27 protein-coding genes are annotated in these 25,740 nt (G+C 57.7%); 10 read left to right on the top strand and 17 right to left on the bottom strand.

From position 1 onward, the window contains the following. Window positions 1–58: 58 nt before the first annotated feature. Entirely contained in the window at window positions 59–262 is a 204-nt protein-coding gene (locus ACR1XU_RS01065) for a hypothetical protein (protein WP_480906848.1), read from the top strand. 759 nt (window positions 263–1,021) lie between these two features. Here the strand turns inward: ACR1XU_RS01065 and ACR1XU_RS01060 are convergent. The 3 genes from ACR1XU_RS01060 to ACR1XU_RS01050 all read right to left on the bottom strand — a co-directional run bounded on the left by ACR1XU_RS01060 (window position 1,022) and on the right by ACR1XU_RS01050 (window position 2,244). Further along, entirely contained in the window at window positions 1,022–1,519 is a 498-nt protein-coding gene (locus tag ACR1XU_RS01060) for a winged helix DNA-binding protein (protein ID WP_170805411.1), read from the bottom strand. Window positions 1,520–1,597: 78 nt separating this feature from the next. After that, window positions 1,598–1,855: a succinate dehydrogenase assembly factor 2 gene (locus ACR1XU_RS01055; RefSeq protein ID WP_480490192.1), complete on the bottom strand. Its 258-nt coding sequence runs from the start codon at window positions 1,853–1,855 to the stop codon at window positions 1,598–1,600. Further along, window positions 1,852–2,244, bottom strand: a complete 393-nt coding sequence (locus ACR1XU_RS01050) for a helix-turn-helix domain-containing protein (protein ID WP_170610125.1) — start codon at window positions 2,242–2,244, stop codon at window positions 1,852–1,854. The genes ACR1XU_RS01055 and ACR1XU_RS01050 overlap by 4 nt, the downstream gene beginning before the upstream one ends. A gap of 91 nt (window positions 2,245–2,335) precedes the next feature. On the opposite strand from ACR1XU_RS01050, the gene ACR1XU_RS01045 reads away from it, so the two are divergent. Further along, window positions 2,336–3,538, top strand: a complete 1,203-nt coding sequence (locus ACR1XU_RS01045; RefSeq protein ID WP_480906850.1) for a pyridoxal phosphate-dependent aminotransferase — start codon at window positions 2,336–2,338, stop codon at window positions 3,536–3,538. A 13-nt stretch (window positions 3,539–3,551) separates the two neighbouring features. Beyond that, window positions 3,552–3,953 carry a hypothetical protein gene (locus tag ACR1XU_RS01040; protein WP_480906853.1) on the top strand — a complete coding sequence of 134 codons (402 nt, stop codon included), beginning with the start codon at window positions 3,552–3,554 and terminating at the stop codon, window positions 3,951–3,953. Here the strand turns inward: ACR1XU_RS01040 and ACR1XU_RS01035 are convergent, their stop codons facing one another. The 4 genes from ACR1XU_RS01035 to ACR1XU_RS01020 all read right to left on the bottom strand — a co-directional run bounded on the left by ACR1XU_RS01035 (window position 3,954) and on the right by ACR1XU_RS01020 (window position 8,022). Continuing rightward, entirely contained in the window at window positions 3,954–5,318 is a 1,365-nt protein-coding gene (locus tag ACR1XU_RS01035) for an MATE family efflux transporter (RefSeq protein WP_480906856.1), read from the bottom strand. It abuts the gene before it with no gap. Window positions 5,319–5,422: 104 nt separating this feature from the next. Then, entirely contained in the window at window positions 5,423–6,349 is a 927-nt protein-coding gene (ppk2, locus tag ACR1XU_RS01030) for a polyphosphate kinase 2 (protein WP_480906859.1), read from the bottom strand. Between the two features lie 117 nt (window positions 6,350–6,466). Continuing rightward, window positions 6,467–7,075, bottom strand: a complete 609-nt coding sequence (locus ACR1XU_RS01025; protein WP_480906862.1) for a carboxymuconolactone decarboxylase family protein — start codon at window positions 7,073–7,075, stop codon at window positions 6,467–6,469. A 128-nt stretch (window positions 7,076–7,203) separates the two neighbouring features. Beyond that, window positions 7,204–8,022, bottom strand: coding sequence for a class I SAM-dependent methyltransferase (locus ACR1XU_RS01020; protein WP_480811794.1), 819 nt, complete (start codon window positions 8,020–8,022; stop codon window positions 7,204–7,206). A gap of 171 nt (window positions 8,023–8,193) precedes the next feature. On the opposite strand from ACR1XU_RS01020, the gene parE reads away from it, so the two are divergent. The 4 genes from parE to ACR1XU_RS01000 all read left to right on the top strand — a co-directional run bounded on the left by parE (window position 8,194) and on the right by ACR1XU_RS01000 (window position 11,686). Continuing rightward, window positions 8,194–10,152, top strand: a complete 1,959-nt coding sequence (gene parE, locus ACR1XU_RS01015; RefSeq protein WP_480906865.1) for a DNA topoisomerase IV subunit B — start codon at window positions 8,194–8,196, stop codon at window positions 10,150–10,152. Then, a complete protein-coding gene (locus tag ACR1XU_RS01010; RefSeq protein ID WP_480906868.1) occupies window positions 10,145–10,603 on the top strand; it encodes a RusA family crossover junction endodeoxyribonuclease in 459 nt (152 codons plus the stop codon). The genes parE and ACR1XU_RS01010 overlap by 8 nt, the downstream gene beginning before the upstream one ends. Then, window positions 10,600–11,241, top strand: coding sequence for a hypothetical protein (locus ACR1XU_RS01005; protein ID WP_480906871.1), 642 nt, complete (start codon window positions 10,600–10,602; stop codon window positions 11,239–11,241). Before ACR1XU_RS01010 ends, ACR1XU_RS01005 begins: the two co-directional genes overlap by 4 nt. Window positions 11,242–11,404: 163 nt before the next feature. Beyond that, window positions 11,405–11,686 (top strand): hypothetical protein, encoded by a 282-nt coding sequence (locus ACR1XU_RS01000; RefSeq protein ID WP_480906874.1) that lies wholly within the window; start codon window positions 11,405–11,407, stop codon window positions 11,684–11,686. Between the two features lie 16 nt (window positions 11,687–11,702). Here the strand turns inward: ACR1XU_RS01000 and ACR1XU_RS00995 are convergent, their stop codons facing one another. From ACR1XU_RS00995 to ACR1XU_RS00955, 9 genes are all read right to left on the bottom strand, one after another. Continuing rightward, entirely contained in the window at window positions 11,703–12,473 is a 771-nt protein-coding gene (locus ACR1XU_RS00995; protein WP_480906877.1) for an alpha/beta hydrolase, read from the bottom strand. Between the two features lie 73 nt (window positions 12,474–12,546). Beyond that, on the bottom strand, window positions 12,547–13,386 hold the full coding sequence (locus tag ACR1XU_RS00990) for a DMT family transporter (protein WP_170805402.1): 840 nt from the start codon (window positions 13,384–13,386) through the stop codon (window positions 12,547–12,549). Between the two features lie 72 nt (window positions 13,387–13,458). Then, window positions 13,459–14,604: an iron-containing alcohol dehydrogenase gene (locus ACR1XU_RS00985; RefSeq protein WP_480906880.1), complete on the bottom strand. Its 1,146-nt coding sequence runs from the start codon at window positions 14,602–14,604 to the stop codon at window positions 13,459–13,461. A gap of 65 nt (window positions 14,605–14,669) precedes the next feature. After that, window positions 14,670–16,052, bottom strand: coding sequence for an aldehyde dehydrogenase family protein (locus tag ACR1XU_RS00980; protein WP_170676289.1), 1,383 nt, complete (start codon window positions 16,050–16,052; stop codon window positions 14,670–14,672). 99 nt (window positions 16,053–16,151) lie between these two features. Further along, a complete protein-coding gene (locus ACR1XU_RS00975; protein WP_170676287.1) occupies window positions 16,152–17,513 on the bottom strand; it encodes a glutamine synthetase family protein in 1,362 nt (453 codons plus the stop codon). Window positions 17,514–17,570: 57 nt separating this feature from the next. Continuing rightward, window positions 17,571–18,608, bottom strand: coding sequence for a TRAP transporter substrate-binding protein (locus ACR1XU_RS00970; RefSeq protein ID WP_480906885.1), 1,038 nt, complete (start codon window positions 18,606–18,608; stop codon window positions 17,571–17,573). A gap of 57 nt (window positions 18,609–18,665) precedes the next feature. After that, a complete protein-coding gene (locus ACR1XU_RS00965) occupies window positions 18,666–19,991 on the bottom strand; it encodes a TRAP transporter large permease (protein WP_170610096.1) in 1,326 nt (441 codons plus the stop codon). Next, window positions 19,991–20,515 (bottom strand): TRAP transporter small permease subunit, encoded by a 525-nt coding sequence (locus tag ACR1XU_RS00960; RefSeq protein ID WP_321252206.1) that lies wholly within the window; start codon window positions 20,513–20,515, stop codon window positions 19,991–19,993. The genes ACR1XU_RS00965 and ACR1XU_RS00960 overlap by 1 nt, the downstream gene beginning before the upstream one ends. Beyond that, window positions 20,512–21,327: an N-formylglutamate amidohydrolase gene (locus tag ACR1XU_RS00955; RefSeq protein WP_480906892.1), complete on the bottom strand. Its 816-nt coding sequence runs from the start codon at window positions 21,325–21,327 to the stop codon at window positions 20,512–20,514. Before ACR1XU_RS00955 ends, ACR1XU_RS00960 begins: the two co-directional genes overlap by 4 nt. A gap of 107 nt (window positions 21,328–21,434) precedes the next feature. On the opposite strand from ACR1XU_RS00955, the gene ACR1XU_RS00950 reads away from it, so the two are divergent. Then, on the top strand, window positions 21,435–22,304 hold the full coding sequence (locus ACR1XU_RS00950; RefSeq protein ID WP_480522605.1) for a MurR/RpiR family transcriptional regulator: 870 nt from the start codon (window positions 21,435–21,437) through the stop codon (window positions 22,302–22,304). Between the two features lie 851 nt (window positions 22,305–23,155). Here the strand turns inward: ACR1XU_RS00950 and ACR1XU_RS00945 are convergent. After that, entirely contained in the window at window positions 23,156–23,830 is a 675-nt protein-coding gene (locus tag ACR1XU_RS00945) for a TIGR04283 family arsenosugar biosynthesis glycosyltransferase (RefSeq protein WP_480906895.1), read from the bottom strand. Window positions 23,831–23,903: 73 nt separating this feature from the next. On the opposite strand from ACR1XU_RS00945, the gene ygfZ reads away from it, so the two are divergent. Beyond that, window positions 23,904–24,641, top strand: coding sequence for a CAF17-like 4Fe-4S cluster assembly/insertion protein YgfZ (gene ygfZ / locus ACR1XU_RS00940; RefSeq protein ID WP_480906898.1), 738 nt, complete (start codon window positions 23,904–23,906; stop codon window positions 24,639–24,641). 106 nt (window positions 24,642–24,747) lie between these two features. Then, on the top strand, window positions 24,748–25,692 hold the full coding sequence (locus ACR1XU_RS00935; RefSeq protein ID WP_480906900.1) for an ABC transporter transmembrane domain-containing protein: 945 nt from the start codon (window positions 24,748–24,750) through the stop codon (window positions 25,690–25,692). The last annotated feature ends 48 nt before the right edge of the window (window positions 25,693–25,740 follow it).

The following is a 25,740-nucleotide window of genomic DNA, read 5'->3' as shown; positions in this document are numbered from 1 at the left end:
GTGCTTTATTTTAACCATGTCATTGCCGTTTATTCACGTTTCACTTTCAGCACATTGAATGAAATCATTCTATGCAGAGGGCCCCGATGTTGCTGAAATGTCACGCCAACGAAATGCTGGCATCCTTGCACCAGCTTCTAGCATTATCCTATTGCCTATTTATCTTCTTCGTGCAATGAAGACGATGCCGATTTATGTGTTTCCTAAGGCTGCGCAGCCACCTGCAACAGAACAAGGAAAACGAAATGGCTTCCCTGCTTGATTTCATGACTAACCAATCGATTCAGATTGGTCCGCTGTCTGCAAATGGTTTAATCGCAGTAATGATTGCTCTGGCTGTTTGCTGGGTAATTGTGAGGAAACTCCCAAAGTACATTGGGGCGGTCGTCACCACTAAGTTTGCACCGAAGCAAGAGTAAGCAAATTGATGGTAATAGGCGGTTACAGTTTCCGCCTATTGCCGCACTATATTTTCTGAATACCCTTAATTTAGAAGTCGAGCGTGCGACTATGAAAAATTGCACACAAAGTGCCCACGCCTTTCATTACGATATTGATTATAAACTTAATTCCCACCAGTCCATCATGGGGGCCACGCTCAGACGCGCTGCTTTCTGTGCGTTTTTCGTCAAAGCGCTGGCTCCGTGTTCGTGCAAGCAAAGCGCCCCGAGATTTGGCCAGCCTGTCTTGCCGGTTCCGGAGCACTGGGGTTTCTGATTCGAGCGTGCCACGGTGTAGCATATTCGGTGAGAGCGAACAGCGACTTGAACGCGATGTGATCCGGTACCCGTCACGCTCAAGATTTTTACCCAAACTTTGCCCGAAAGCCGGCGATCAAACCACGGAAGGAAGATGCCCAGTTAGCGTACTGGGCTTTTTGTTGAGAGAGCTCGAAGTTGTCCGGCCCTCGACCTTCAGTCGCTATTTGCCGCGAATACGACGTTCCGGTCAGCACCCGCAGAGCTTGGATTTCACACCGATACCTGACGTTCACCTTTTGCCGAGCGACGTGCCCGAATGCTTAGTAAATATAGCGGATCTGATCGGTCCAGTATCGCTCGACCCGGCGCAAAGACGTGGTGATATGTTCGATCCCGTCAAATTCCAGAACACCACGGCTCTGCAGGCCTTCGGCATGGCGCGAGAACAGCTCGGCCACGATGTCGCGAATCTCTCGGCCGCGTGGGGTCAGGCGCACCCGGACGGACCGCCGGTCAATCTCGCATCTCTGGTGATGCATGTAACCCATTTCGACCAGTTTCTTGAGGTTGTAGCTGACATTGCTGCCCTGATAGTAACCCCGGCTTTTCAATTCGCCCGCCGTCACCTCGTGATCGCCGATATTGAACAGAAGAAGCGCCTGCACCGCATTGATTTCCAGCACACCGACACGTTCGAATTCGTCCTTGATGACATCCAGCAGCAACCGGTGCAGCCGTTCGACAAGGGCCAGCGCCTCAAGATAGCTGGTCATGAACCCTTTGGTTCCCGGCGCGGAAACCTGCAATTCCATACTCATCCGACCCTCCGATTCAGTCGCGCAGTTTCTGACACGATGAACCGAATTCCCGAAAAATCGGTTAAGCGGGATTTTCCGTTACTTTTGAAAGGTCTGCGCGATATCCGCGATCAGGTCCGCAAAGTTTTCAGGAGGCCTGGCCTGCCCAGTCACCCATTGATAAAGGTCCTGATCGTTTTCGTGCAGCAGCGCATCGTAGGCATCCAGACCGACCGTATCCATGCCCGCAAGATTGCGGTCGGCATAGGCCGACAGGATCAGATCCATCTCTTTGATCCCCCGCCGCATCGAGCGCATTTTCATACGCTTGATCCGAACATCGCGTGTTTCCGTCACTGTTGAGGCTCCAACATCAGGCGGATCTTTTTCTCAAGACGCGCCGCGCGTTCGGCGCTGGCGCGCATTTCGCCGCGAATTGCGCGCAACTCGGCGGCGACGCCTGCCAACTCCAGGCTTTCGGCATCCTCCTCCAAGGGAGCGCCCATCCCCTCACCTTCTCCGGTCAGCAACCACATGATCGAGACATTCACCATGCCCGCCATAATCGACAGACGGTTCGCGCGCGGCTCGGACAGATCGTTCTCCCACGCGACAATGGTCGCCTTTTTTACACCCAGCCTGCGGGCCATCTCAGACTGTGACATCCCGGCCGCTTCTCGCGCGCCTGCCAGACGATCCCCAAACGTTGCTGCATCCGGTCCGAACCAGTCGTATTCTTCAGTCATCTGGGGCTCCAAATCTATTTTTCATAGCGCTTGATCGTCATTCGGGCGCACCCTATGACAGACAGACAAAACATACAAACCGAGGCCGCTCATGAGTTTCCTGTCTGCGACACTGTCACGCGTAAAACCTTCGCCCACAATCGCGATGACGGCAAAGGCGGCTGAAATGAAGGCCGCCGGACGCAACGTCATTGGCCTCAGCGCGGGCGAACCGGATTTCGACACCCCGCAGAACATCAAGGACGCGGCGGTCGCTGCCATTGCCGCCGGCAAGACCAAGTATACCGCCCCCGACGGTATCCCCGAACTCAAGCAGGCGGCCTGCGCCAAGATGAAGCGCGATCACGGGCTGGATTACACGCCGGCCCAGATTTCGGTCGGAACGGGCGGCAAGCAGACGCTGTACAACGCGCTGATGGCGACGATGAATCCGGGCGACGAAGTTGTCATCCCCGCACCATACTGGGTCAGCTACCCGGACATGGTGCTTTTGGCCGGGGGCACGCCGGTTGTGGTCGAAGCCAAACTCGAAAACAATTTCAAGCTGACCGCCGAACAGCTTGAGGCCGCGATCACGCCGAAGACAAAGTGGTTCATCTTCAACTCTCCATCGAACCCAACCGGGGCCGGATATAGCCGGGAAGAACTGAAGGCGTTGACCGATGTGCTGATGCGCCACCCGCATGTCTGGATCATGTCCGACGATATGTATGAGCACCTGGCTTATGACGGGTTCGAGTTCTGCACCCCTGCTGAGGTTGAGCCGGGACTGTATGACCGTACGCTCACCTGCAACGGCGTATCCAAAGCCTATGCCATGACCGGCTGGCGGATCGGTTACGCCGCGGGCCCGGTCGAGATCATTGCGGCCATGCGCAAAATCCAGTCGCAATCCACCTCGAACCCGTGTTCGGTCAGCCAATGGGCCGCGGTTGAGGCACTGAACGGCACCCAGGCGTTTCTGGCCCCCAACAATGAGACCTTCAAACGACGCCGCGATCTGGTCGTCGAGATGCTGAATGAAATCGACGGCATTTCCTGCCCCACGCCCGAAGGCGCGTTCTATGTGTACCCGTCCATCGCAGGTCTGATCGGAAAGACCAGCCCTGCAGGTACCCTGATTGACAGTGACGAAACCTTTGCCACCGCATTGCTGGAGGAAGCGGACGTCGCTGTTGTCTTTGGTGCGGCCTTTGGGCTGTCGCCGAATTTCCGGATCAGCTACGCGACTTCGGACGCGGCCCTGAAAGAGGCATGTACCCGCATTCAACGGTTTTGCGCCGCACTTACCTGATCGGAGAAAAATCTTGTCGACAGACCTGCCGGAATACTATTTCCGCGTCCGCGAAAACGGAGCGGTTGTGTTCAAAATTGATACGGCAAATCGACATCGCCGGATCGAAATGGATCAGATCGCCGTTATCAACATCCGCAATGACGACGTCAGACCGCATGGACAGCACACGCTTTCCGATGCTGACAAGGCCGAAATCCAACGCTGGATGACAGAACGTAAAGCCCTGTTGGCGGAACGTGGCATTGACGACATTCACCGCGCGGTCGACTACCTGAACCTGACGACACAGTGGGCCCAGTCCAAGGCCACGGAAGAACAGCTTGAAGATGTCAGCGATCGGTTGCTGATGGCGATGCACGACCTGCGGACTGTGCTTGTAAGGAAGAAGGCCGATCGCCTGAACAAAAACTGATCAGGCCGCCGGTCTTTCGACAGGCAACCCGACCTCACGCACGGACCTGAGCCAGAAACGGGCCATCAGCATCACCGCAGCGCAGGCCAGCCCAATGACAAGGCCAAGCCAAACTCCGATACCCTCTATACCCCGCATGAAGCCAAAGTAGTAAGAGGCTGGAATGCCGATCACCCAATAGCTGAGCGCGGCCATCACCATGGGGATCTTGGCGTCCTGCACACCGCGCAACAGGCCCAGCGCGATGACCTGAGCGCCATCAACCAGCTGGAACAGGGCCGCCATGGCCAGAAGCCCGGTGCCGATCGCCAGAATCTGCGGACGCTCGGGGTTGTCCGCTTCCATGAACAGCGAAATCAACGGTTCGGCGCAGGTCAGAAACAGGATGATCGTCAGCACTGACACAACCAGCGACATCCCGGTTACGGCAATCGCGCCTTTTTCCAGGTGCGCTCGATCCTTCCGGCCCAGCGCGTTGCCTGCCCTTATGGTGGCGGCGTTTGAAAGGCCCAAATGAACCATGAACGTTGCCGAGGCGAGGTTCAGCGCAATACCGTGCGCGGCCAGCGGAACCTGCCCGATCCATCCCATCATCAGGGCCGAAGTGGCAAACAGGGAAACCTCGGCCAGCATGGTCAGGCCGATAGGAACGCCCAACCGCAGAACACTGTGGAACATTTCCCAATCCGGCCGCCAGAAACGCTGAAACAGGCTGTGTTCAGGCAAAACGCGTACCGCATAGTAGATGACGCAAATCAACGAAACGATCTGCGTCACAACCGATGCGATGGCGGCCCCCATGACACCAAGTTCCGGAGCCCCCCAATTGCCAAAGATCAGCGCGTAGTTCGTCACCGCGTTCACCAGGGCAGCGGCAACGGTAATCCACAAGACGATCTGTGTACGCTCCAACGCAGCCAGATAAGACTTCAGCACCATGACCAATAGCGCCGGGATGATCCCCCACCCTGCGACACGCAAGTACTCCGAGGCTGTTTGAGCAACCTCCGGCTCCTGCTTCAGGGCGATCAGTATGGGATAGGACCACCAAAGCAGCGGCATGATCAGGGCCGAGTAAATCAGCGACAGCCACAACCCCATGCGGGTTGATCTTCGGATGCTGGTTTCGTTCTCCTCCGCCGCGGCCGTTGCGACCATGGGCATGACCGCCAAGCCGAACCCTGCGCCGAACAGGAACAGAACAAAGTAGTAGCTGCTGGCCAACGTCACCGCCGCCAGCGCTTCGACCCCGTACCATCCCAGCATGATGGTATCGGTCAGGCCGATCGCATACTGCGCAAGATGCCCGCCGATCAGGGGCAGGCCCAGAACGGCAATCGCGCGAAAATGGCCGGGATATGACATGACTTTGCTCATCGCAACAGCCATAGGCCCGGCCATCGTCAGGGACAAGAGCCGATCAGCGAATTTTCAAACTGAGACTCCGAATTCCCCAAAGGCCAGATTGTTCATAAACGCGCTTCGGGATGTAGCGACGTACCCAGCACGTGATCCGAACGATGTATGACGTGATGCGCCTGCCCGACGATCAGGGGATCAGGCTCGTCAACCAATTCGTGATCCTTGTCCGGGTAATCCAGCGTCGACAAGAAATGCCGCATACAGTTCAGCCGCGCGCGTTTCTTGTCATTCGATTTGACGATGGTCCAGGGCGCATCGGCAGTGTCGGTGTAAAAGAACATCGCCTCCTTCGCCTCGGTATAATCATCCCATTTGTCCAGACTGGCCTTGTCGATTGGCGACAGCTTCCACTGCTTCAGCGGATCAGTTTCGCGGCTCTTGAACCGCCGCTGCTGTTCGGGCTGCGTAACCGAGAACCAGTACTTGTATAGCTGGATACCTGATCGCACCAGCATCCGTTCCAGTTCGGGCGTCTGCCGCATGAACTCAAGGTATTCGTTTGGCGAACAGAACCCCATCACGCGCTCGACACCTGCCCGGTTGTACCAGGACCGGTCGTAGAACACCATTTCACCGACCGTCGGCAGCTCCTGCACATAGCGCTGATAGTACCACTGCCCCTTCTCTTCCCACGTCGGCTTGTTCAGGGCCACCACGCGGGCCTGACGGGGGTTCAGATGCTCCATGAACCGCTTGATCGTGCCGCCTTTGCCCGCCGCGTCGCGCCCTTCAAACAGCAGAACAAACCGCTGGCCCGTCTCCTGCGCCCAAAGCTGCACCTTGAGCAATTCAGCCTGAAGCTTCGCCTTTTCCGCCTCGTAGGTTTTGCGCGCCATCTTGTGGCCGTAAGGGTACTTGCCGCTCTCGAAAGCGTGCCGGATTTTCTCGGCGCATGGCTGCGCGGCATCCTGAACTTCAGCCTGTACAGTATTGATCTGAGTGGGTTTCAAGTCGGTCTGGACGATTGCCACCATGCATATGCTCCTGGGTTTCAATGTTTCCCGGAACGCCTAGCAGAAACTCGAAAAATTCGCTTTGATCGGCATCAAACTCTGACAGGCGCAACAGCCTGCCCACGCCCGCTTGCGCCCTTACCGATGGCCCCAATCGTCGGGATTGTCGGAGTTGTTTGGCGACAGTCCCAAAACATCCCCCTTGGTCGAACACCCCAATCCCAAAACTGTCCGGTTGGCATAGGAAAAATAGGAACAGACCTGATTGATCTCGAGGATCTCTCCGTCGTCCCACCCCGCATCTCGCAAAACGATCACATCGGCCTCGGTCAGTTCCGCCGGCGCTTCGGTCAGCTTGCGGGCATATCCCATCGCTGCCACCTGTGCTGCATCCAGCGGCGCCGTTTCCGGCTGTCGCGCCTCAATCGCTGCGCGTATGGCATCACCTCGCACAATATCACCCAGCAACCGCTGCAACCCGTTGAAGTGATGTTCCACACAATAGCCGCACCGATTCAGCGAGCTGACCCAGACACCAAGAACCTCAAGGAACCATTTAGGAATCTGGTTGCCTGAATGGTGCAGCACGTTCTTGTAGATCGCCATGTGGCCTTCCATCGAATGCGGGCGCAGGCTGTGCGCCATCATGATGTTGTCCACGTTGTTGTCCGGGCCGGTCACTCGCTCATACAGCTTTCGCAACTTACCTTTCGCCTCGTCAAACGGAATGGTTTTGATCCAGCTCATTCGCAATCCTCTCTATGGGCCAAACGCCCTTGGCCGTGAACCCTCAGCGCTTTGTCGGGATATTGATGCCAAAGGAAAAGGCGGAACAAAAGTCCTGAAAACAGCAGACTAAGAAAAGCCCGGATCTGTCACGCTTGGATCTTGCGGCAAACAAAAGTCGTAGCCGACAACGGCATCGTCATTTCGCTTGGGCCAAAAGTGCGGTGCAGAGCAGACGCCATTTCCCTGGCAACGTCATCCGAAGAAACTCCGCCTCGGGATCTGATTTCATCAATCAATGGATTTCCGAAAACCAAAGCTTTCGCAAATGTCTCGGGCGCCTCAATGCGTTTGCTCAGTCGAATGGTCTCGTACCTGATGTCACCCCATCCTGCCTCGGCAAGGTCCGCCTTGACCAACTGTGGATCACCGTAGTGAAAGGGAACCTTATAAAACCCGGGCGGATCATCCGGAAAAAACTGTCGGGCCACTTCGTGAGCCATCTGCGAAAACGGGTTCTCGGACATTGCGCTCCACACGTTGAAAACGTAACGGCCGCCAGGTTTGATAACTCGGGCTGCCTCGCGGAACGAGGCAACTTTGTCGGGAAAGAACATCACTCCAAACTGGCAAACCATAAGATCGAAACGGGCTTCCTCAAAAGGTAGATCCATTGCATCCGCGACTGAGAACCGGAGATTATCGCCCTCTTCGAATTTCTTTTTTGCCACCTCCAGCATCGGCCCGTTCAGATCCGTCACCAGCAAACTGGCGTCCTTCGGTAATCTGTCGCGCAGCTTGCCACTGACAATTCCGGTGCCAGCCGCCAGTTCGATTACATTTGCCACGGCCTCTGCACAGCATTCGTCGACAAGCCGGTCTGCATAGTCGACAAAAATATTGGGCCCTAGCCCCTTGTCGTAATGCTCAGGAATCTCTCCAACAAAACCGGACGCGCTCGTGTTCATCAACCCACTCCTTTGCAATAAGGCCGTTGCTCGAACCCAGACTAGCAAATTACCGTCGATCAGGCGAAAACTCAGCCGCCAGCGCATCTATCCACAACACCTCGCGCCCCTCTTCCCCCCGCACACATCACCTGCCATAATGGGGCAAACCCAAAAACAAGAGCAGCACCCATGCCCGACGATCTGTTGACGCCCAGCGCCACCGCCGCCTATGACGCCTCCTCGATTGAGGTGCTTGAAGGGCTGGAACCGGTCCGCAAACGCCCCGGCATGTATATCGGCGGCACGGACGAACGCGCTTTGCACCACATGGTTGCCGAAATCCTCGACAACTCGATGGACGAGGCCGTGGCCGGACATGCGAACCGGATCGAGGTCGAGCTGCACTCGGATTACGCTTTGACGGTGCGCGACAATGGGCGCGGTATACCGATCGATCCGCACCCAAAGTTCCCGGATAAATCGGCGCTGGAGGTCATTCTTTGCACCTTGCACGCTGGCGGTAAATTCTCGGGCAAGGCCTACCAGACTTCGGGCGGTCTGCACGGCGTGGGTGCGTCCGTTGTCAACGCTTTGTCGGATTCGATGGTCGTGCAGGTGGCGCGCGACAAGACGCTGTTCGAACAGCGGTTCTCGCGCGGTATCCCGCTGGGCCCTGTCGAGAAAATCGGTGCGGCCCCCAACCGGCGCGGCACCACCGTAACCTTCCACGCGGATGAGGAAATATTCGGCCATCACCGGTTCAAACCGGCGCGGCTGTTCAAGTCGATCCGATCCAAAGCCTACCTGTTCTCGGGCGTCGAAATCCGCTGGAAATCCGCCATTGACGATGGTGAAACCCCGACCGAGGCCAGCTTTCACTTTCCCGGCGGTCTGTCGGACTATCTGAAAGAGACGATGAACGGTTCGTCCACCTATGCCGAGCAGCCCTTTGCCGGCACCGTTGACTTTAACGAGAAATTCGGCGCCCCCGGCAAGGTCGAATGGGCGATCAACTGGACGCCCTCGCGCGACGGTTTCATCCAATCCTACTGTAACACCGTTCCCACGCCCGAAGGCGGCACCCATGTGGCGGGGTTCTGGGCCGCAGTCCTCAAGGGGATCAAAGCGTACGGAGAACTGATCAATAACAAAAAGGCCGGTCAGATCACCCGTGACGATCTGATCACCGGCGGCTGCGCGCTGGTATCCTGCTTCATCAGTGAGCCGGAATTCGTCGGCCAGACCAAGGACCGGCTGGCCACGGTCGAGGCACAACGGCTGGTCGAAAACTCGGTCCGCGACCATTTCGACAACTGGCTGGCCGCTGATACGAAATCCGCCGGGGCGATCCTCGACTTCCTCATCCTGAGGGCCGAAGAACGCCTGCGCCGACGGGCCGAGAAGGAAACACAACGCAAGTCCGCCACTAAGAAACTTCGTCTTCCCGGCAAGTTGGTGGACTGTTCCAGTTCAACACGCGACGGCACGGAATTATTCATCGTCGAAGGCGACTCGGCGGGCGGCTCGGCCAAGATGGGCCGGGACCGCAAAACACAGGCCCTGCTGCCCCTGCGCGGCAAGATCCTGAACGTGCTGGGCGCCGCCAGTTCGAAACTGGGTACCAATGCCGAAATCAATGACCTGACGCAGGCGCTGGGTGTCGGCCTTGGCACCAGGTTCAATGTCGATGACCTGCGCTATGACAAGGTCATCATCATGACCGACGCGGATGTGGACGGGGCGCATATCGCTTCGCTGCTGATGACATTCTTCTTCACCCAGATGCGCCCGATGATCGACGCGGGCCACTTGTACCTCGCCTGCCCGCCTTTGTATCGTCTGACGCAAGGGGCCAAGCGCGTCTACTGCCTGGACGAGGCCGAGCGGGATGAGTGGCTTGACAAAGGTCTGGGCGGCAAAGGCAAGATCGACGTGTCCCGCTTCAAGGGTCTGGGCGAAATGGACGCCAAGGACCTGAAAGAAACCACGATGGACCCCGCGTCCCGCAAATTGATCCGGGTCACCATTGACGAGGACGAACCCGGCGAAACCGGCGACCTGGTCGAGCGTCTGATGGGCAAAAAACCCGAACTGCGGTTCCAGTACATTCAGGAGAACGCGCGGTTTGTGGAGGAGTTGGATGTTTGACGTCGATGGTGACGACGAAGATGTCCTTATCTCGTTTCCAATTGAATTCACTATTTCAGGAACCCCAGTTTCTTTTCAAAGCAAAAACACCAAGTCAAAGGAAGAATGGAAAGAAAAAGTTCTGGAAGGTGCGAGACTTGTTGTGCCAGCTCATAAATGGGCTTCAGAAGAAAAGCTCTCGATTACAATTTATGACTTTCCAGAGGAAGAAACGCAGGGGGATGTGGACAACATCGTAAAGCTGGTACAGGACGCACTTTGCCCCGAGATTATTCAGGACGATAGCCAAATAAAGCGTGTTGTCGCCCAACGTTTCTTGCCGGAAGACCTCGACGCCCTACAAGCAGCTACCGGCGATTTTCCTGAATTAATCTCAATCGCTATTTCTTTGGGTGACCCACCATTCGTCTTTGTAAGGCTGAACGAAAATCCGCTAGGAGACGCACAATGAACACGCGCGAGCAGGAAAAAACAGCGATCGAAAAACTCCGTAACGACTATGAAGCCGACGGTTATGAGACACTGCTAGAAAATCGCAAATACTCTGTTGGCAGTTACATTCCGGATTTGGTAGTCCGGAAAGATGGAAAAATAACATTAATCGAAGTCAAAGGCCGCCGGAGCCCTTCCGTTGTGTCAACTTTGGAAAAGCTTAAAAACCACATTGAAAAAGTAACACCATATGAATTTCAAGTATTCTTCTTAAATAATATTGACCTTCCACATGGCCCGAAAGTTCAACTAAACAAAGAAATTGACGCCGTGTTAATCGAAGTGGAGCAAGCTTCTACTTCAGGCCAGAAGCGAGCGGCATTTCTAGCTTCTTGGGCAGCCTTTGAAGCGGCCTCAAGACGTGTTTTTCAGAATAGATTTGTGCGTCCGCAGACACCGAATCGATTAATTTCAGTTTTATCTGAGGAGGGAATTCTCACGCCGAGTCAGGCCGGAGAAATGAGGAATCTTGCTCAAAAGCGAAATAAACTAATTCACGGCGAACTAGATGTCTCAGTTGCGCAGGAAGAAATCTCAACAATGATTAAGCGTATTCGCGAAATTCAACACTACACCTCACCTCCAAAAAAGATTTAACAAGGAAACGTGTTTATCGGTTCGCAACGCTCAAACACCCCCCCTTGCCTAACCCGTTGATCCCGTTCACACTTACCCTCAATCCGTCATCCAAGAACGACATTTGAGGTTCCGAGCGTCCAAGACCGAATAAGACCAACAGATATTCGAACGGGAGGACGATATGAAAACACTAACCCTCGGGCTAGCTTTAGCCATGCTGGCCAGCCAGGCAAACGCGCAGCAGGCTCTGCTCACCGCGTCACCGATTCCGGTCGGGGCAGAGTTACGGTTCTGCTACTATCAGGGCATGGCCTATTCACTGGATTCCTTCGTCGTGATCTCGGGCGACAACACCGTCACCACTACCTCAACATCGCGAGAGGAACATCTGCTCCGCTGTGTCAAACGGGATGATGGCACGATGAGCTGGCGGCCACAAAGCAGCTTTCAGACCAGCCGGTGATGCAATGGCGGGCCTGCTAGCCCACCTTTCCATCCAACCAATCGGCAATCTGCCCAGCGGGTTTTTCCCAGCCGGGTTCCATGAACAGGAAATGCGCGTGATCCATTACGGGCATAAAGGTCGCGCGGTCTCCGTACAGTTCGGCCAAAGCGCGGCAGGTGTCAGGGTTTACCGCCCGATCCTCTGTGCCTGAAACGATCAGCACCGGGCAGTCGACCTTGTCGATGTCGACCTTCATCGCGTGGTGGTCGTCGAACATCCAGAAGAACATCTCGAACATCACCCGGCCGCTTTCGGCGCCCAACTGGTCAAACACCGCATGTTGTTGTGCCTCGGGCATCTTGTTCAGCGCGAAGGGCGCCATCAGGTCGAATTCAACCCGCATGGGTTGCTTCCAGAACGCCCCGCCCTCCATCAGCGCGCGGGGGATGGCCCGTTCGTCGTCGGTTTCGGGCAAGGTGCCCCACGCTGCATTCGGGTTGATCAGCACGATGGCGCTGGCCAACCCGCGCGAGGCCACCTGCTGGGCCACCACGCCCGCGATCGCATGGCCAAGGAGAACCGGCTTGCTGTCCAGTCCTTTCACAAATTCCGCGATGTCGTCCGCATAATCCATCACGCTGGTATCGGTCAGGCCCGGATCAGGCTCGGCTTTCGGATCTCCGCCATGATGCCGCAATGCGGGGGTGTGCACGGTCCAACCCCTGTCGCGGAAGAAACCCGCGTAATCCTGCATGCACCACGGCCCGGCAAAGGCCCCGTGGATCAGAACAATCTCTTTGGTCATGAAAACGCTCCCTCATCACTCAAAACCAATATGAGAGATCGGGGGCGCACTCAGCAAGATGGTCTTGCGGGGATTAAACGGCCAGCCCGATCAGCGCCACGCCCACGGCCATCAGGACCGCGGCCCCAAGCCGCCGCATCCAGTTGCCTTCTTTCAGGAAAATGAACCCGATCAGCGCCGCGAAGATGACCGAGGTTTCGCGCAGCGCCGAAACCGCGCCCAGTGGGGCAAAGTTCTTGGCGTAAAGCACCAACCCATAGGCCGCCATCGACACCAGGCCGCCCAACAGGCCAACAACCCACACATCCAAGGGATAATCCGCCAGTTTCTTTCGCCTGCGGATGCCGACGAATCCGGCAATAAAAAGGTGCAGAAAAGCCCCCCAGGCCCAGTAGCTGAGCGTGTTTCCCGACAAGCGCACCCCGATCCCGTCGAACACCGAATAGATCGAGATACACACCCCTGTGCCTATCGCGAACAACAGGGTCGAGCGCCCGAGCCCCGAACGTAATGCCCTCCAGTTGCTGAGCTGGATACCAACCGCGATCAAAGCAATCCCGGCCCAAGCCTGCAGGGGCAGCATTTCGCCCACCAACAGCATCGCCCAGAGGGACACCAGCGCCGGTACGATCCCGCGGGCGATGGGATAGACGACGCTCAGGTCACCATGCTGATACGCCTTGCCCAGCATGAAATAGTACCCAAAATGCACGAAGGTCGAGATCAGGATGTAGGGGAAGCTCTCGGCACTGGGCATGGGCAGCACGACAACCATGATCGCCCCGGGAATAGCCTGCCCAAGAGCCACCAAGCCCATCGTCGTGGTTCGGTCGGCCGCAGATTTGACTATCGCGTTCCAAACTGCATGCAGCATTGCAGCCGCCAAAGTGATGGCGATGACAAACGGGGTCACGTCCGAACCTTTCGTGAAACAAAACCGGCCCGCAAAACGGGCCGGTGTCCTATTGTCACAAAGAGAAGCGGATCACAACGCGGTGTTAAAGAGGTTTGTGAGGTTCTCTTGGGTAAGTTCGACCGGGTTTCCGCCACAGGAGGGGTCGATGAGTGCGCCCTGGACGAGGTCCGGGATTGCGGCTTCGGTGACGCCCAGTTCGGAGAGCTTGCGCGGGATGCCGAGGCTGTCGTTGAAGTCCTGCACAAAGGCGCGGAAGCCGTCAAATCCGCCATCGATGCCCAGATAGGCCGCGGCCTGCGCGAACCGGTCGGCGATGGCGGGGGCGTTGAAGTCCAGCACGGCGGGCATGCAGACCGCGTTGGTGGTGCCGTGGTGGGTGTTGAAGTGCGCGCCGACGGGGTGGCTAATGGCGTGGATCGCGCCCAGGCCCTTCTGGAAGGCGGTGGCGCCCATGGCGGCGGCGCTCATCATCTGGGCGCGGGCCTCGATGTCGGTGCCATCGGCATAGGCGCGCGGCAGGTAATCCTTGACCAGGCGCATCCCTTCCAAAGCGATGCCCTGGCTCATCGGATGGTAGTGCGGGCTGGAATAGGCCTCGACACAATGGGCAAAGGCATCCAGCCCGGTGCCTGCGGTGATGAACCTGGGCATGCCCACGGTCAGCTCCGGGTCACAGAGCACGACCGTTGGCAGCACTTTCGGGTGAAAGATGATCTTCTTGGCATGGGTTTCGGAGTTGGTGATGACGCTGGCGCGACCCACCTCCGATCCGGTGCCCGCGGTCGTCGGCACGGCGATGATCGGCGCGATGGCATCTGCGTCGGCGCGGGTCCACCAGTCGCCAATGTCTTCAAAATCCCAGACTGGCCGCGTCTGACCCGCCATGAAGGCCACCATCTTGCCCAGATCCAGACCCGAGCCGCCGCCAAACGCGATCACCCCGTCATGGCCACCCGCTTTATAGGCCGCGACACCGGCCTCAAGGTTCTTCTCATTCGGGTTCGGGTCCACGTCGTTGAACAGGCCGCGCCCCAGACCGGCGGCCTCCATGATATCCAGCGTTGCCTTGGTGATCGGCAGATCGGCCAGCCCCTTGTCGGTGACCAGCAGCGGGCGTTTCATCCCGGCGGCTGCGCAGGCCTCGGGCAGTTCCCGGATTCGGCCTGCGCCGAATTTGATCGCGGTCGGATAAGACCAGTTTCCTTGAAGGTTCATGTCCTGTTTTCTCTCAATGTTCGGGCCCGTCCCGCAGAGGGGGAGAACGGGACGAGCGGGTATCCTCAGCCAGTCACCTTTTTCAGGTGATACGACTTTGGACGGGTCAGGTTGTGATAGCCGATCACGGACAGTCCGCCGCCACGACCGGTATTCTTGCAGCCGGTCCAGCACAGGCCCGGGTCCAGATAGTCGGCCCGGTTCATGAACACGGTGCCGGTCTCGATCCGGTCCCCGACCCGCGCGGCGCGGTCTACATCGCGGGTCCAGAGCGACGCGGTCAGGCCAAATTCGCTGTCATTCATCAGCGCGATGGCTTCTTCGTCCGAGGACACTTTCATTATGCCAACGACGGGGCCAAAGCTTTCGTCCCGCATCACCCGCATGTCATGGGTGACGCCTGTAAGAATCTGCGGCGTCAGATAAGCACCGCCATCATCCTCAGGGAAGGTGTCGATATGGGCCACCGCGCCAGCCGCAACCGCCTCGGCAATCTGCGCCCGCACCTCGTCGGCAAAGCGCACATTCGCCATCGGACCAATTGTCGTCCCGGTATCCAGCGGGTTGCCCAGCTTATAACCTTTCACAACCTCAACCGCCTTGGCAACGAAGTCATCATACAGGCTATCATGGACGTAAATCCGCTCAATCCCGCAGCAGCACTGGCCCGAATTGAACATCGCCCCGTCGATCAGCGTATCAACTGCCGCGTCCAGATCGGCATCCTCCATGACATAGCCCGGATCCTTGCCGCCCAGTTCCGTGCCGACACCGGTGAATGTCCCTGCCGCCGCGCGTTCCATCGCCCGACCGCCCCCGACCGAGCCGGTGAAGTTCACGAAGTCGAACGCATTGCCAGCGATCAGATCATTGGTCACGTCATGGCTCAGAAAAACATTCTGGAACACATCCTCGGGCACACCTGCCGAATGGAAGGCCTGCGCCATACGCTCCCCCACCAGCAGGGTCTGCGTGGCATGTTTCAGGATCACAGTGTTGCCCGCGATCAGCGCCGGTGCCACCGTGTTGATTGCGGTCATGTAGGGGTAGTTCCACGGCGCCACCACAAACACGACCCCGTGCGGGATGCGCTTGATATAGCGCCTGAACGTCTCATCCTCGCCCACCGCGATATCGGCCAGAGAGGTTGCGGCAATCTCGGCCATGTAACTGGCGCGCTCATTGAAGCCGCCGAACTCACCGCCATAGCGCACCGGGCGACCCATCATATGGGCCAATTCCGGCACGATCTCGTCATTCATCGCGCCAACGGCGGCTACGCCCGCCATTACAAGATCAATCCGCTCCTGCAACGGCCGCGCCGCCCAGCCCGCCTGCGCCGCGCGGGCCTTTGCGGCCAGCTCAAACGCAGCTTCGCGCGACAGCACTTCCCGCTCGGCAAAAACCGATCCATCGACCGGAGAGATACACTTCAGTGTCTGGGCCATCCCAACCTCTTGACTGTTCGCAGGGCGCGCCCTGCTTCATCTTTTTCCAAATACTCTCGCCGAAGGCACCCGGGCGCGCAGCGCCCGCACTCCCCTAGCCTACGCCCGCTCGAAGCCCCGGGCCACTTCCCAATCCGTCACCACGCGCTCGAATTCCTCAATCTCGACCTCGGCCGCGCGGGTATAGTGATCCACCACATCATCCCCCATAGCTCCGCGCAACATCGCCGAGCCATGCAGCGCGTTGCGCGCATCCTTCAAAGTGCCGGGGATCATGCCCGTGTCGCCCTGATAGACATCGCCCCTTGCAGGCGGTTGTAGCTCCAGCCCCTCTTCGATACCCGCAATCCCGGCCGCCAACATTCCGGCCATCGCCAGATAGGGGTTCATGTCCGACCCAGGGATCCGGCACTCCACCCGAACCGCCTTGGTGCCATCCCCGCACAGGCGGAACCCGGCGGTGCGGTTGTCAACCGACCAGATGATCCGCGTCGGCGCAAAGGTGCCCTTCATGAACCGCTTGTAGCTGTTGATGTAAGGCGCCATGAAGTATGTGTAATCGGCAGCGTATTTCAGCAGACCGGCCATGTAGCTTTTCATCAGCGCCGACATGCCCAGCTCATCTTCCGCGTCATAGAAGGCAGGCTTGCCATCGGCCCAAAGCGACTGGTGCACGTGGGACGAACTGCCCACCTTGTCGTGATGCCATTTCGGCAGGAACGTCGCCGCATGGCCATGCTGCCAGGCGATCTCTTTCACCGCGTTTTTGGCAATCGAGTGATATTCCGCCGTATCCATCGCCGGCGCGTATTTGATGTTCAGCTCTTCCTGCCCGGTCTCGGCCTCACCCTTCGAGTTTTCGACCGGAATGCCCGCATTCCACAGATGGTTGCGGATCGGCCGCATCACATGCTCTTCCTTGGTGGTCTGCAGGATGTGATAATCCTCGTTATAGCCCGAGATCGGTTGCAGATCGCGGAACCCCTCCTTGCGGATCGCATCAAAGCTCTTTTCGAACAGGAAAAACTCCAGCTCGGTGGCGCACATCGCCTCATAGCCCATCGCCTTCAGGCGGTTCACCTGCTTCTTCAGGATCGAACGCGGCGCATGCGGCACCTCCTGATGCGTGTGATGATCCAGCACATCACACATCACCATCACGGTCCCCTCAAGCCACGGCACCGGCCGCAGCGTGTCCAGATCCGGCTTCATGACGTAGTCGCCGTATCCCCGCTCCCAGCTGGTCGAGGCATACCCGTCCGGCGTCCCCATTTCGAGGTCCGTTGCCAGCAGATAGTTGCAGCAATGCGTCTCTTCCCACGCACCCGCAACAAAATGACCCCCATGAAACCGCTTCCCCATCAAACGGCCCTGCATGTCAACAAAACAAACCAAGACTGTATCAATGTCACCGGATGCGACCTGGGATTTCAGGGTTTCGAATGTCAAAGTTGCGGTCATGAAACAAACCTCTAGCTGCTGACGGGGGCACCAAACGCGGTGCCCCCGAGTTTGGTATCAATCGAAGGTATAGGGAGCACCGGCCTGGTTGATGACCGAGTTGTACTCGCGGAAGATGCCAACAATCTTCTGGTGAATCTCGCCTTCCTGCGCGACCTCATCCCAGAATTCGATAGCTGCGTTTTCAACCTCTTTCCATTCCGCGGCCGGAACTTGCCGCAGTTCCAGCTTGTCGCCGTTGGCACGCAACGCCGCTTCGCCACCCCAGTACCACTGGTTGCGATAGGTGTGGCCCGCCTCGATCCCGGCCATGACAACCGATTTCAGGTGATCGGGCAGTTCGGCCCAGCGTTCCTGATTTGCGAACCACGAACCGATCCAGGCACCCGAGATGTTGTTGGTCAGGAAGTAGTCGGTCACATCGGCCCAGCCCACGGTGTAATCTTCGGTGATGCCCGACCATGCCATACCGTCCAGCTCTCCGGTCTGAACCGCCACTTCGGCATCCTCGTAAGGAATGTTCACCGGCACGACGCCAAACTTGGCCAGGAAGCGACCCGCCGTCGGGAAGGTGTACAGCTTCAGCCCGTCCAGATCGCCGAGCGTCTTGATTTCCTTCTTGGTGTTGAAGTTGCACGGGTCCTGACCCGCAGCAGACAACCACGCTACACCGACCTTTTCGTATTCTGACCGCCAGATATCGGCCAGACCGTACTGATTGAACAGCACGGGCACATCAAGGATATGTTTGGTCGCAAAGGGGAAGTAGCCGCCGAACTGGCGCAGCGGGGTCGGCGACGCCATCGAGTCGTCGTCCGAATGCACCCCGTCGATGGTACCGCGCTGCAGCGCCTGGAACAGTTCGCCGGTGGGAACGATCTGATCGGCAAAATACAGCTCGATCTCAAGTTCGCCATTTGCGTTGGCGTTGATGTAGTCGATGGCAGGCTTGGTCACGTGCTCACCCAATGCACTGCCGGCATAGGTCTGGAACCGCCACTTGATGGCCGACTGTGCTTTGACGATTGCAGGGCTTGCCAGAGTGGCCGCCCCGGCCAGCCCCGCCGACCTTAGAAATCTGCGTCTTGTTGTCATTATCCTTCTCCTCTGTTTAGTCGAGCTGAGTTTCGCCCCTTTGCGGGGTCTTCTGACTTATTTTCCATAGACATAATTCGGCAGCCAAAGCGCGATTTCGGGGAAGATGATGATCGTTGCCAAGGCGCAGGCCATCACCAGAACAAAAGGAATGATCGAGCCATAGATGTCGCGCAGCGTAATTTCCGGCGGGGCCATCGCCCGCATCAGGAACAGGTTATAGCCAAACGGCGGCGTCATATACGCGATCTGCGTGGTGATGGTGTAGAGAACGCCGTACCAGATCAGGTCAAAGCCCAGTTCTCCGACCAGCGGCACATATAGCGGGGCCACGATCACCAGCATCGCGGTGTCGTCCAGAAACGTGCCCATCAGGATAAAGCTGAGCTGCATCAGGACAAGGATCATCCAAGGGGACAGTCCCAGCTTTTCGGTGAACAGGCTTTCGATGGCCTTGACCGCGCCCAGCCCGTCGAACACGGCACCAAATGCCAATGCCGCCAGAATGATCCACATGAACATGCAGGATATTCCCAGCGTATGCCGCATCGAGTTTTCAAACACTTCGCGGGTCAGGCGCCCTTTCAGCGCTGCTGCCAGCAGCGCCGTGATCGCACCAATGGCCGAAGATTCAACCAGCGAAGTCCAGCCGTTCACGAAGGGGACCATCATCACCATGAAAATCCCGACCGGCAGTAATCCGGCCTGCAGAAGGCGCAGCTTCTCTCTCAGCGGAATATCGCGTTCTTCGGCTGGCAGAACCGGGCCCAGCGACGGGGTGATCCGGCACCGGATGATGATATAGATGATGAACATGGCCGCCATCATCAGGCCGGGAAGAACCCCGGCCAGCCAAAGCTGACCAACCGGCTGACGTGCGATCATGGCATAGAGAACCAGAACCACAGATGGCGGCACCAGAATTCCTAATGATGACCCTGCCTGGATCACCCCGGTGACCATGCGTTTGTCGTAGTTCCGCCGCAGCAGTTCCGGCAGAGCAATCGTGGCCCCGATGGCCATACCCGCAACGGACAGCCCGTTCATCGCCGAAATCAGCACCATCAGCCCGATGGTTCCGACCGCCAGCCCGCCCGACAGTCCGCCCATCCAGACATGGAACATCTTGTACAGATCATCCGCGATCCGGCTTTCGGACAAGATGTATCCCATAAAAATGAACATCGGCAGCGTCAGCAGCGGATACCACTTCATAACCTTGATCGCAGCCGCGAACCCAAGATCATAGCCGCCGCGATCCCCCCACAGGAACAAGGCCGACACCACCGCGACAAAGCCGATCGCACCAAACACCCGCTGACCTGTCAGCAGCATCAACATCATTGATGCGAACATCAGCAAGGCAATCATCTCGTAGGACATCAGATTACCTCTCGGGGGATGTCGTGGCCGCAAAGGCGCAGGATGTCTTTGAAGAACTCAGAAATGGCCTGCAAAAGCATCAGGAAGATGCCGACAACCATGATCAGTTTGACCGGCCACAGATACGGCCGCCAGATGGTTGCGCTGCGCTCTCCTCCGTATTGGAACGAGTACATCAGGCTGTCCCAGCCGCCCCACAACAGGATGATCAGATAGACAATAAGGAACATGACGGTAAACGCGTCAGTCCACGCCTTGCGCCTATGGGACCATTCTCCGTACAGCAGATCCATTCGCACATTCGACCCCATCTGGATCGAGTACGGCCCGCCAAGCATGTAGTAGGCAACCATCGCGAACTGTGCCATTTCCAGGGTCCAGAGCGACGGAACAAAAAAGGTTTTCGAGATTGAAGACCACAGCAGGATCGCCATCATGGCGAACAGCCCCCACATCATCACGCGGCCAACCCTGTGATTGACCGCGTCGATGACCCGCACATATATCTCCATCGCCCGGATCACATTTCTGTCCTTTCCCCGAAATCGTTCAACGTGCGGCTGATCCATGGCACAAGACACGCCGCCATCGCCTTTTGCTGATCCTCCGTTCGGATCAGATCATTCCGGATCTCAATCATCACATTCAAAAGCCCATTGGGCTTCGCCTGCGCATCCAGCGTATGCGCTACGCCGTCCGCGGCCGAGTACGGCTCGTTCAGGCGGGTTTCAAACTTCAGATCAACAGGTGCAGACGCCATCATGGCCTGCGCAAACCGATCATCTTCGCCATGCAGTAACCCCAGCTCTACCGATCGGGGCTTGCCGTGATAGACCGGCGTGAAACTGTGGACTGTCACCATCAGCCGCAATGTCTTTCGATGCGATTGAATCTGATTGGATAAGCCGGTGCAAAAGGGCCTGTAAACATGGTCTATTCTGTCCTGCCGCTGCTGCGGGGTTAGATCGGCGTTGGCGGGGATTCGGATATCTTCGCTTTTCACCACCATTGCCCCGATCGCTTCGGGCGGGCGGTTGCAATCATAGACAAGCCGGGACACTCCGCCATGAACCAATACCGCAGACATGTCCGCCGCGATCAGCCGGGCTACCGCCAACGCACCAGGATCCCACGCGATGTGGCTTTCCAGCGCCGCAGCGGGCAACCCCAGATCGCCAAGCGCTTCGGGAACACGGTTCGACGCATGCTCGCACACCACAACCACGGCGGGAGCATCGTTTTTCGCTTCGATATGAACGACCGGTCCGTAGTCCAATGTGCAATCCCGTGATTCCAGAAAGCGCCCCAGATTGGGCGTGTGGAAAAAATTCCACATCGGACATTCACCTGTCAATATTTTTCCTGTACAAATTTCCCCAACCTTGATTGCAGTGAAAAAATATTCACATCACAGTCGAAGTCACCAAACAGGAGGGTCTAACCGTGCGGGTAACGGACAGGCTGCTGACACACCGGGACAAGCTGACCCCATCCGAAAGGCAACTGGTCAGCGTGTTGCTGGATGACTATCCGATGGCCGGTTTGGGCAGCATAACAGAACTGGCCAGCACGGCGGGGGTTTCCACCACGACAGTCGCGCGCATGTTGCAGAAAACCGGGTTTGACGGTTACCCGCAGTTTCAGGCAGCGCTGCGCCACGAGGTTAAAGAGATGATCTCGGGGCCCGAGGCCAAGCGCGATCTCTGGCAGAACGATCTGCCCGAGGAACACATCCTGAATCGCTACTCCGGGCGAACGCTGGAAAACCAGAAACGCACGATCGATGAAGTGGATCCGGCGGAATTTGACAGTTTCTGCCGGTTGCTGTGCGACCCGGACCGGCGCATTTTCCTAACCGGAGGAAGAATAACCGGCACTCTGGCGCAGTATCTTTACCTGCACCTGCAAATGATCCGGCCGGATGTCAGAATGCTGCCTGTTGCCGCCTCGTGGACACATGACTTGCTGGACGTGCGTAAAGGGGATGTCCTGATCGCGCTGGATGTCCGGCGGTATGAAAACTCGACCTTGCTGATCGGGCAGCTCTGCCATGAGCGTGAGGCGGAAATTGTGCTGTTCACTGACCAATGGCGCTCACCTATTCACAGGCTGGCCAAGCACACGTTCAGCGCACGCATATCGGTACCATCAGCGTGGGACTCGATGGCCGCCATTCTGGTTTTGATGGAGTGCGCCATTGCCGAAGTACAGGAACGTCTGTGGGATTCGGTGAAAGCGCGGACCGACGAGCTGGAACAGGCCTTCGACCGCACGAAACTCTTTCGGAAATTCGGGCAGAGTTCAGGGTCTTAACATCTGCCGAATGGCGACCCATCCCAATCGGTACAACTGCCCGTGAACACTGTTGCCAGCCGGACGGCAGTCCGTACACTTTGAACCCATGACGTTCATTACGGAAAACCAGCTGCCACTGCTGATCCTGTTCTTTCTCGTGGGTTCGGTCGGAACGGCATTTTTGTTTCGCAAGCCGGCCGGGCACCGTGCCTGGAAACTTGCCGACTTGGTCTGGGTCGTGCTGGGCGGCATCGGCGCGCTGGTGGCGGTGCTGGCGGGCCTTTATACCTCGGACAGTTCGCGGTTGGACCGGCAGATCGACGTGGCCTATGCAGCAACGCTGGCCTTTGACCGCGACGCCGCGCGGTTCCGGCTGCGGTTCTGCGACCCGGCCTATGACCCGGATACAGCAGTTTTGTGCGACAAAGTCGAGTTCCTGTCGGCTTCAACCGCCAGCAATGCCGATCTACCCCTGTTCATTGCCGTCACGAACGAGGTTGCGCCGCTACAAGGTCTGCATTTTCTGTTCGGAACCGGGGCCAAGGGCGACATGGACGAAATGCGCGACATGGCCGCCACGGCCGACGCTTTCAACATCGACCAGTTTCTTGTCTTCACCTCGTTGGATGAAAAAACCCAGACCGCAATCGACAACATGCGTCGCAAAGTGCCTGCAATCGCAGGGGACTATCTTATTCTGGCGCAAAGCTATGATGACCTGATCGAACAGGTCGGCAAGCTGAAGGATGAATGGGAATACCTGCAGGCCAACGCGCATATTCTGGTTCTGCAGATCGTCGCTCTGTGCCTGGTCAGTTTCGCCGCTCCGTTCCGGCTGGGCAAATCGCTGGTCGAACTGCGCACCGCATTCAACGCCGATACTGCTGTGCCAGTTGTTCCGGATCGGCCCCCAGAAAATAGCGAAACACCAGCCACAGGTTCCGCCCTCCCCGACGCAGCCAGCCCAAACGCTCATAGCGCTCCGCGCTCGTAACGGCACGCACGGGCAGGATGCGCACGCGCGGCAGCGCTCGGACCAGCGCGACATCCTCCATCAAAGGCTGCTCCTTGTAGCCGCCAGCAGCAAGATAGGTTTTGCGCGGCACCAGCAACCCCTGATCGCCATAGGGTAAGCCAAACAGGCGGCTGCGCAGATTGGCCCAGCCGGCGACCCATCGGGGGGCAATCCCCCTGGCCTGAAACTGCAATAGAAACGCTGCCGGTGCACCGGTTTCCAGATGTGAGGCCACCGCGTCGCTCCACCCATTTTGCAGGGCAGTGTCCGCGTGCAAAACCATCAACCACTCAGCCGAAGCCGTTTGGCATCCGCGCCGCAATTGTCCACCGCGCGAAGGCGGGCCTTCTACGATCCTGGCCCCGGCCTCCTCCGCGATGACCAATGTCTCATCCGTTGACCCTCCATCGGCAATCACTAACTCGCGGATAAGACCCGTCTGCACCCCCTCCATCAGCGACTGCAAGGTTCCGGGCAACGAGCCAGAGGCGTTCAGGGTCGGGATCACGATGCTGATTGGCGCGGGCACGTCCGTTAACCTCTGGTCATGGTCACGGAAACTCCTATATCACGGAGCCCAAGGAAATGACGAGGACCACCCCATGCCCAATCGCCGCATTCTGCGCCTGACCGGTAAGGACACTGACAGCTTTTTGCAGGGGCTGGTCACGAATGACGTCAACAAGCTGGCCCATGGCCTCGTCTACGCTGCATTGCTGACGCCGCAGGGCAAATACCTGGCCGATTTCTTTCTGAAACGGTACGGGGATGCCATTTTGCTGGACGTTGCCGAAGAATTGGCGGACGGGGTTGCCAAACGGCTGGGCATGTACAAACTGCGCGCCGATGTGACCATCGAAAACAGTGATTTGAACGTGCAACTCGGAACCGGGCCTGCACCCGAAGACGCCCTGCCCGACCCGCGCCATCCCGAACTGGGTTGGCGTGCTTACACATCTGCGGCAGAAAGCGATGATGGCACTGACTGGGACGCGATAAGGGTGCGGCACTGCATTCCGGAAACCGGGGTCGAACTGACAGCCGACACCTTTATCCTTGAAGCCGGGTTCGAAGCGCTGAACGGCGTGGATTTCAAGAAAGGCTGCTATGTCGGGCAGGAAGTCACCGCCCGCATGAAGCATAAGACCGAACTGCGTAAGGGTCTGCGCGGGGTGAGCGTTGTTGGCATTGCACCGGTCGGAACCCCGATTACCTCGGGCGGAAAACCTGCCGGGACCCTTTTCACCCAGTCCAATGGCCTTGGGATCGCCTACCTGCGCCTGGACCGCGTCGGGGACGACATGACAGCCGATGACGCGAAGGTTACACTGGCGCCTTAACATGTTGCCAAAGCGGCACGACTGCGCCCAGGAACTCTGCCCTGCCCTTTGAACATGGCCACCCGCGCTGTCACACTGGTTTGAGTTCAGCAAACCGGATGCTTCAATGTTTCAGCTATACAGAGCGATCTGGCGTGCCAGCGCCGGGCGGCAGATCTTCCTAATCGTTTTGTCCATCGCAATCGCAGGTCTGGCGGCAGTTCCGCTTGAGTTTCAGCGCGATATCATCAACCACCTCACCTCGGACGACGTCACGACGGAAAAACTGATTTATCTGGGCACTGGAATGATGTCCGTCATTCTTCTCAGCCTCGCGCTGAAATGGCTTTTGGGGTTTCGCGCCGGAACACTGGGCGAGGACATGATCCGCATGATCCGCCAGCGATTGCTGGTGCGGGCCTCGGATGTAAAGGCGGCAGGCGAGGATGTTCGCAAGGGAACCATGACCACCGCCATTTCCGCCGAAGCCGAAGAATTGGGTAAATTCGCGGGCGGCGCGTTTTCAGACCCCGTGGTTCAGATCGGAACCCTGATCAGCGTGATCGGCTATATCTCTTCGACCCAACCGGGTTTGGGCATGATCGCCTTTTCGATGATCGTCCCGCAAATCATCATCGTGCTGATCTCGCAGCGCAAGGTGAACGTCTTTGTCGCCGAGCGAGTTCATATCCTGCGAGGCGCAACCGACAAGCTGACCATCGAGGAGATCGACGCAGTCTCGAAAGAGGTCGACGCCTTGTTCGATGATATTTATGAGACCCGGCGCAGAATGTTCCTCTGGAAGCTGTCCGCCAAGTTCCTGCTTAGCGTAATCAATGGGGCCGGAACTGTCGGCGTGCTGATGCTGGGCGGCTATCTGGTGCTAAACGGCAAAACGGATGTCGGGACGGTCGTCGCAGCCACGAGCGGGCTTGGCCGAATTCAGGGCCCCACCGCGTTCCTGATCGCGTTCTACCGGCAGGTCAGCGCAAACCGCATCAAATACGAACTCATGCTCGAGCTTTTCGGCCCCCACCCCGAGCGCTATCGGCAGATCGAAAGAAGTAGGTAAGAAAAACCGCGCAGCTCGGAACCGCGCGGTTTTTCACTGTTCGAACAA

This window comes from Ruegeria sp. D1(2025) (assembly GCF_056536425.1).
Note: the sequence above shows the minus strand (reverse complement) of the source record. Positions and strands in the feature narration are given on the sequence as shown.

Coding starts and splice junctions, on each gene's coding strand:
- ACR1XU_RS01065 (WP_480906848.1), top strand. CDS start 59: ATGAAATCATTCTATGCAGAGGGCCCCGATGTTGCTGAAATGTCACGC.
- ACR1XU_RS01060 (WP_170805411.1), bottom strand. CDS start 1,519: ATGAGTATGGAATTGCAGGTTTCCGCGCCGGGAACCAAAGGGTTCATG.
- ACR1XU_RS01050 (WP_170610125.1), bottom strand. CDS start 2,244: ATGACTGAAGAATACGACTGGTTCGGACCGGATGCAGCAACGTTTGGG.
- ACR1XU_RS01045 (WP_480906850.1), top strand. CDS start 2,336: ATGAGTTTCCTGTCTGCGACACTGTCACGCGTAAAACCTTCGCCCACA.
- ACR1XU_RS01035 (WP_480906856.1), bottom strand. CDS start 5,318: ATGTCATATCCCGGCCATTTTCGCGCGATTGCCGTTCTGGGCCTGCCC.
- ppk2 (WP_480906859.1), bottom strand. CDS start 6,349: ATGGTGGCAATCGTCCAGACCGACTTGAAACCCACTCAGATCAATACT.
- ACR1XU_RS01025 (WP_480906862.1), bottom strand. CDS start 7,075: ATGAGCTGGATCAAAACCATTCCGTTTGACGAGGCGAAAGGTAAGTTG.
- ACR1XU_RS01020 (WP_480811794.1), bottom strand. CDS start 8,022: ATGAACACGAGCGCGTCCGGTTTTGTTGGAGAGATTCCTGAGCATTAC.
- parE (WP_480906865.1), top strand. CDS start 8,194: ATGCCCGACGATCTGTTGACGCCCAGCGCCACCGCCGCCTATGACGCC.
- ACR1XU_RS01010 (WP_480906868.1), top strand. CDS start 10,145: ATGTTTGACGTCGATGGTGACGACGAAGATGTCCTTATCTCGTTTCCA.
- ACR1XU_RS01005 (WP_480906871.1), top strand. CDS start 10,600: ATGAACACGCGCGAGCAGGAAAAAACAGCGATCGAAAAACTCCGTAAC.
- ACR1XU_RS01000 (WP_480906874.1), top strand. CDS start 11,405: ATGAAAACACTAACCCTCGGGCTAGCTTTAGCCATGCTGGCCAGCCAG.
- ACR1XU_RS00995 (WP_480906877.1), bottom strand. CDS start 12,473: ATGACCAAAGAGATTGTTCTGATCCACGGGGCCTTTGCCGGGCCGTGG.
- ACR1XU_RS00985 (WP_480906880.1), bottom strand. CDS start 14,604: ATGAACCTTCAAGGAAACTGGTCTTATCCGACCGCGATCAAATTCGGC.
- ACR1XU_RS00980 (WP_170676289.1), bottom strand. CDS start 16,052: ATGGCCCAGACACTGAAGTGTATCTCTCCGGTCGATGGATCGGTTTTT.
- ACR1XU_RS00975 (WP_170676287.1), bottom strand. CDS start 17,513: ATGACCGCAACTTTGACATTCGAAACCCTGAAATCCCAGGTCGCATCC.
- ACR1XU_RS00970 (WP_480906885.1), bottom strand. CDS start 18,608: ATGACAACAAGACGCAGATTTCTAAGGTCGGCGGGGCTGGCCGGGGCG.
- ACR1XU_RS00965 (WP_170610096.1), bottom strand. CDS start 19,991: ATGTCCTACGAGATGATTGCCTTGCTGATGTTCGCATCAATGATGTTG.
- ACR1XU_RS00955 (WP_480906892.1), bottom strand. CDS start 21,327: ATGTGGAATTTTTTCCACACGCCCAATCTGGGGCGCTTTCTGGAATCA.
- ygfZ (WP_480906898.1), top strand. CDS start 23,904: ATGCCCAATCGCCGCATTCTGCGCCTGACCGGTAAGGACACTGACAGC.
- ACR1XU_RS00935 (WP_480906900.1), top strand. CDS start 24,748: ATGTTTCAGCTATACAGAGCGATCTGGCGTGCCAGCGCCGGGCGGCAG.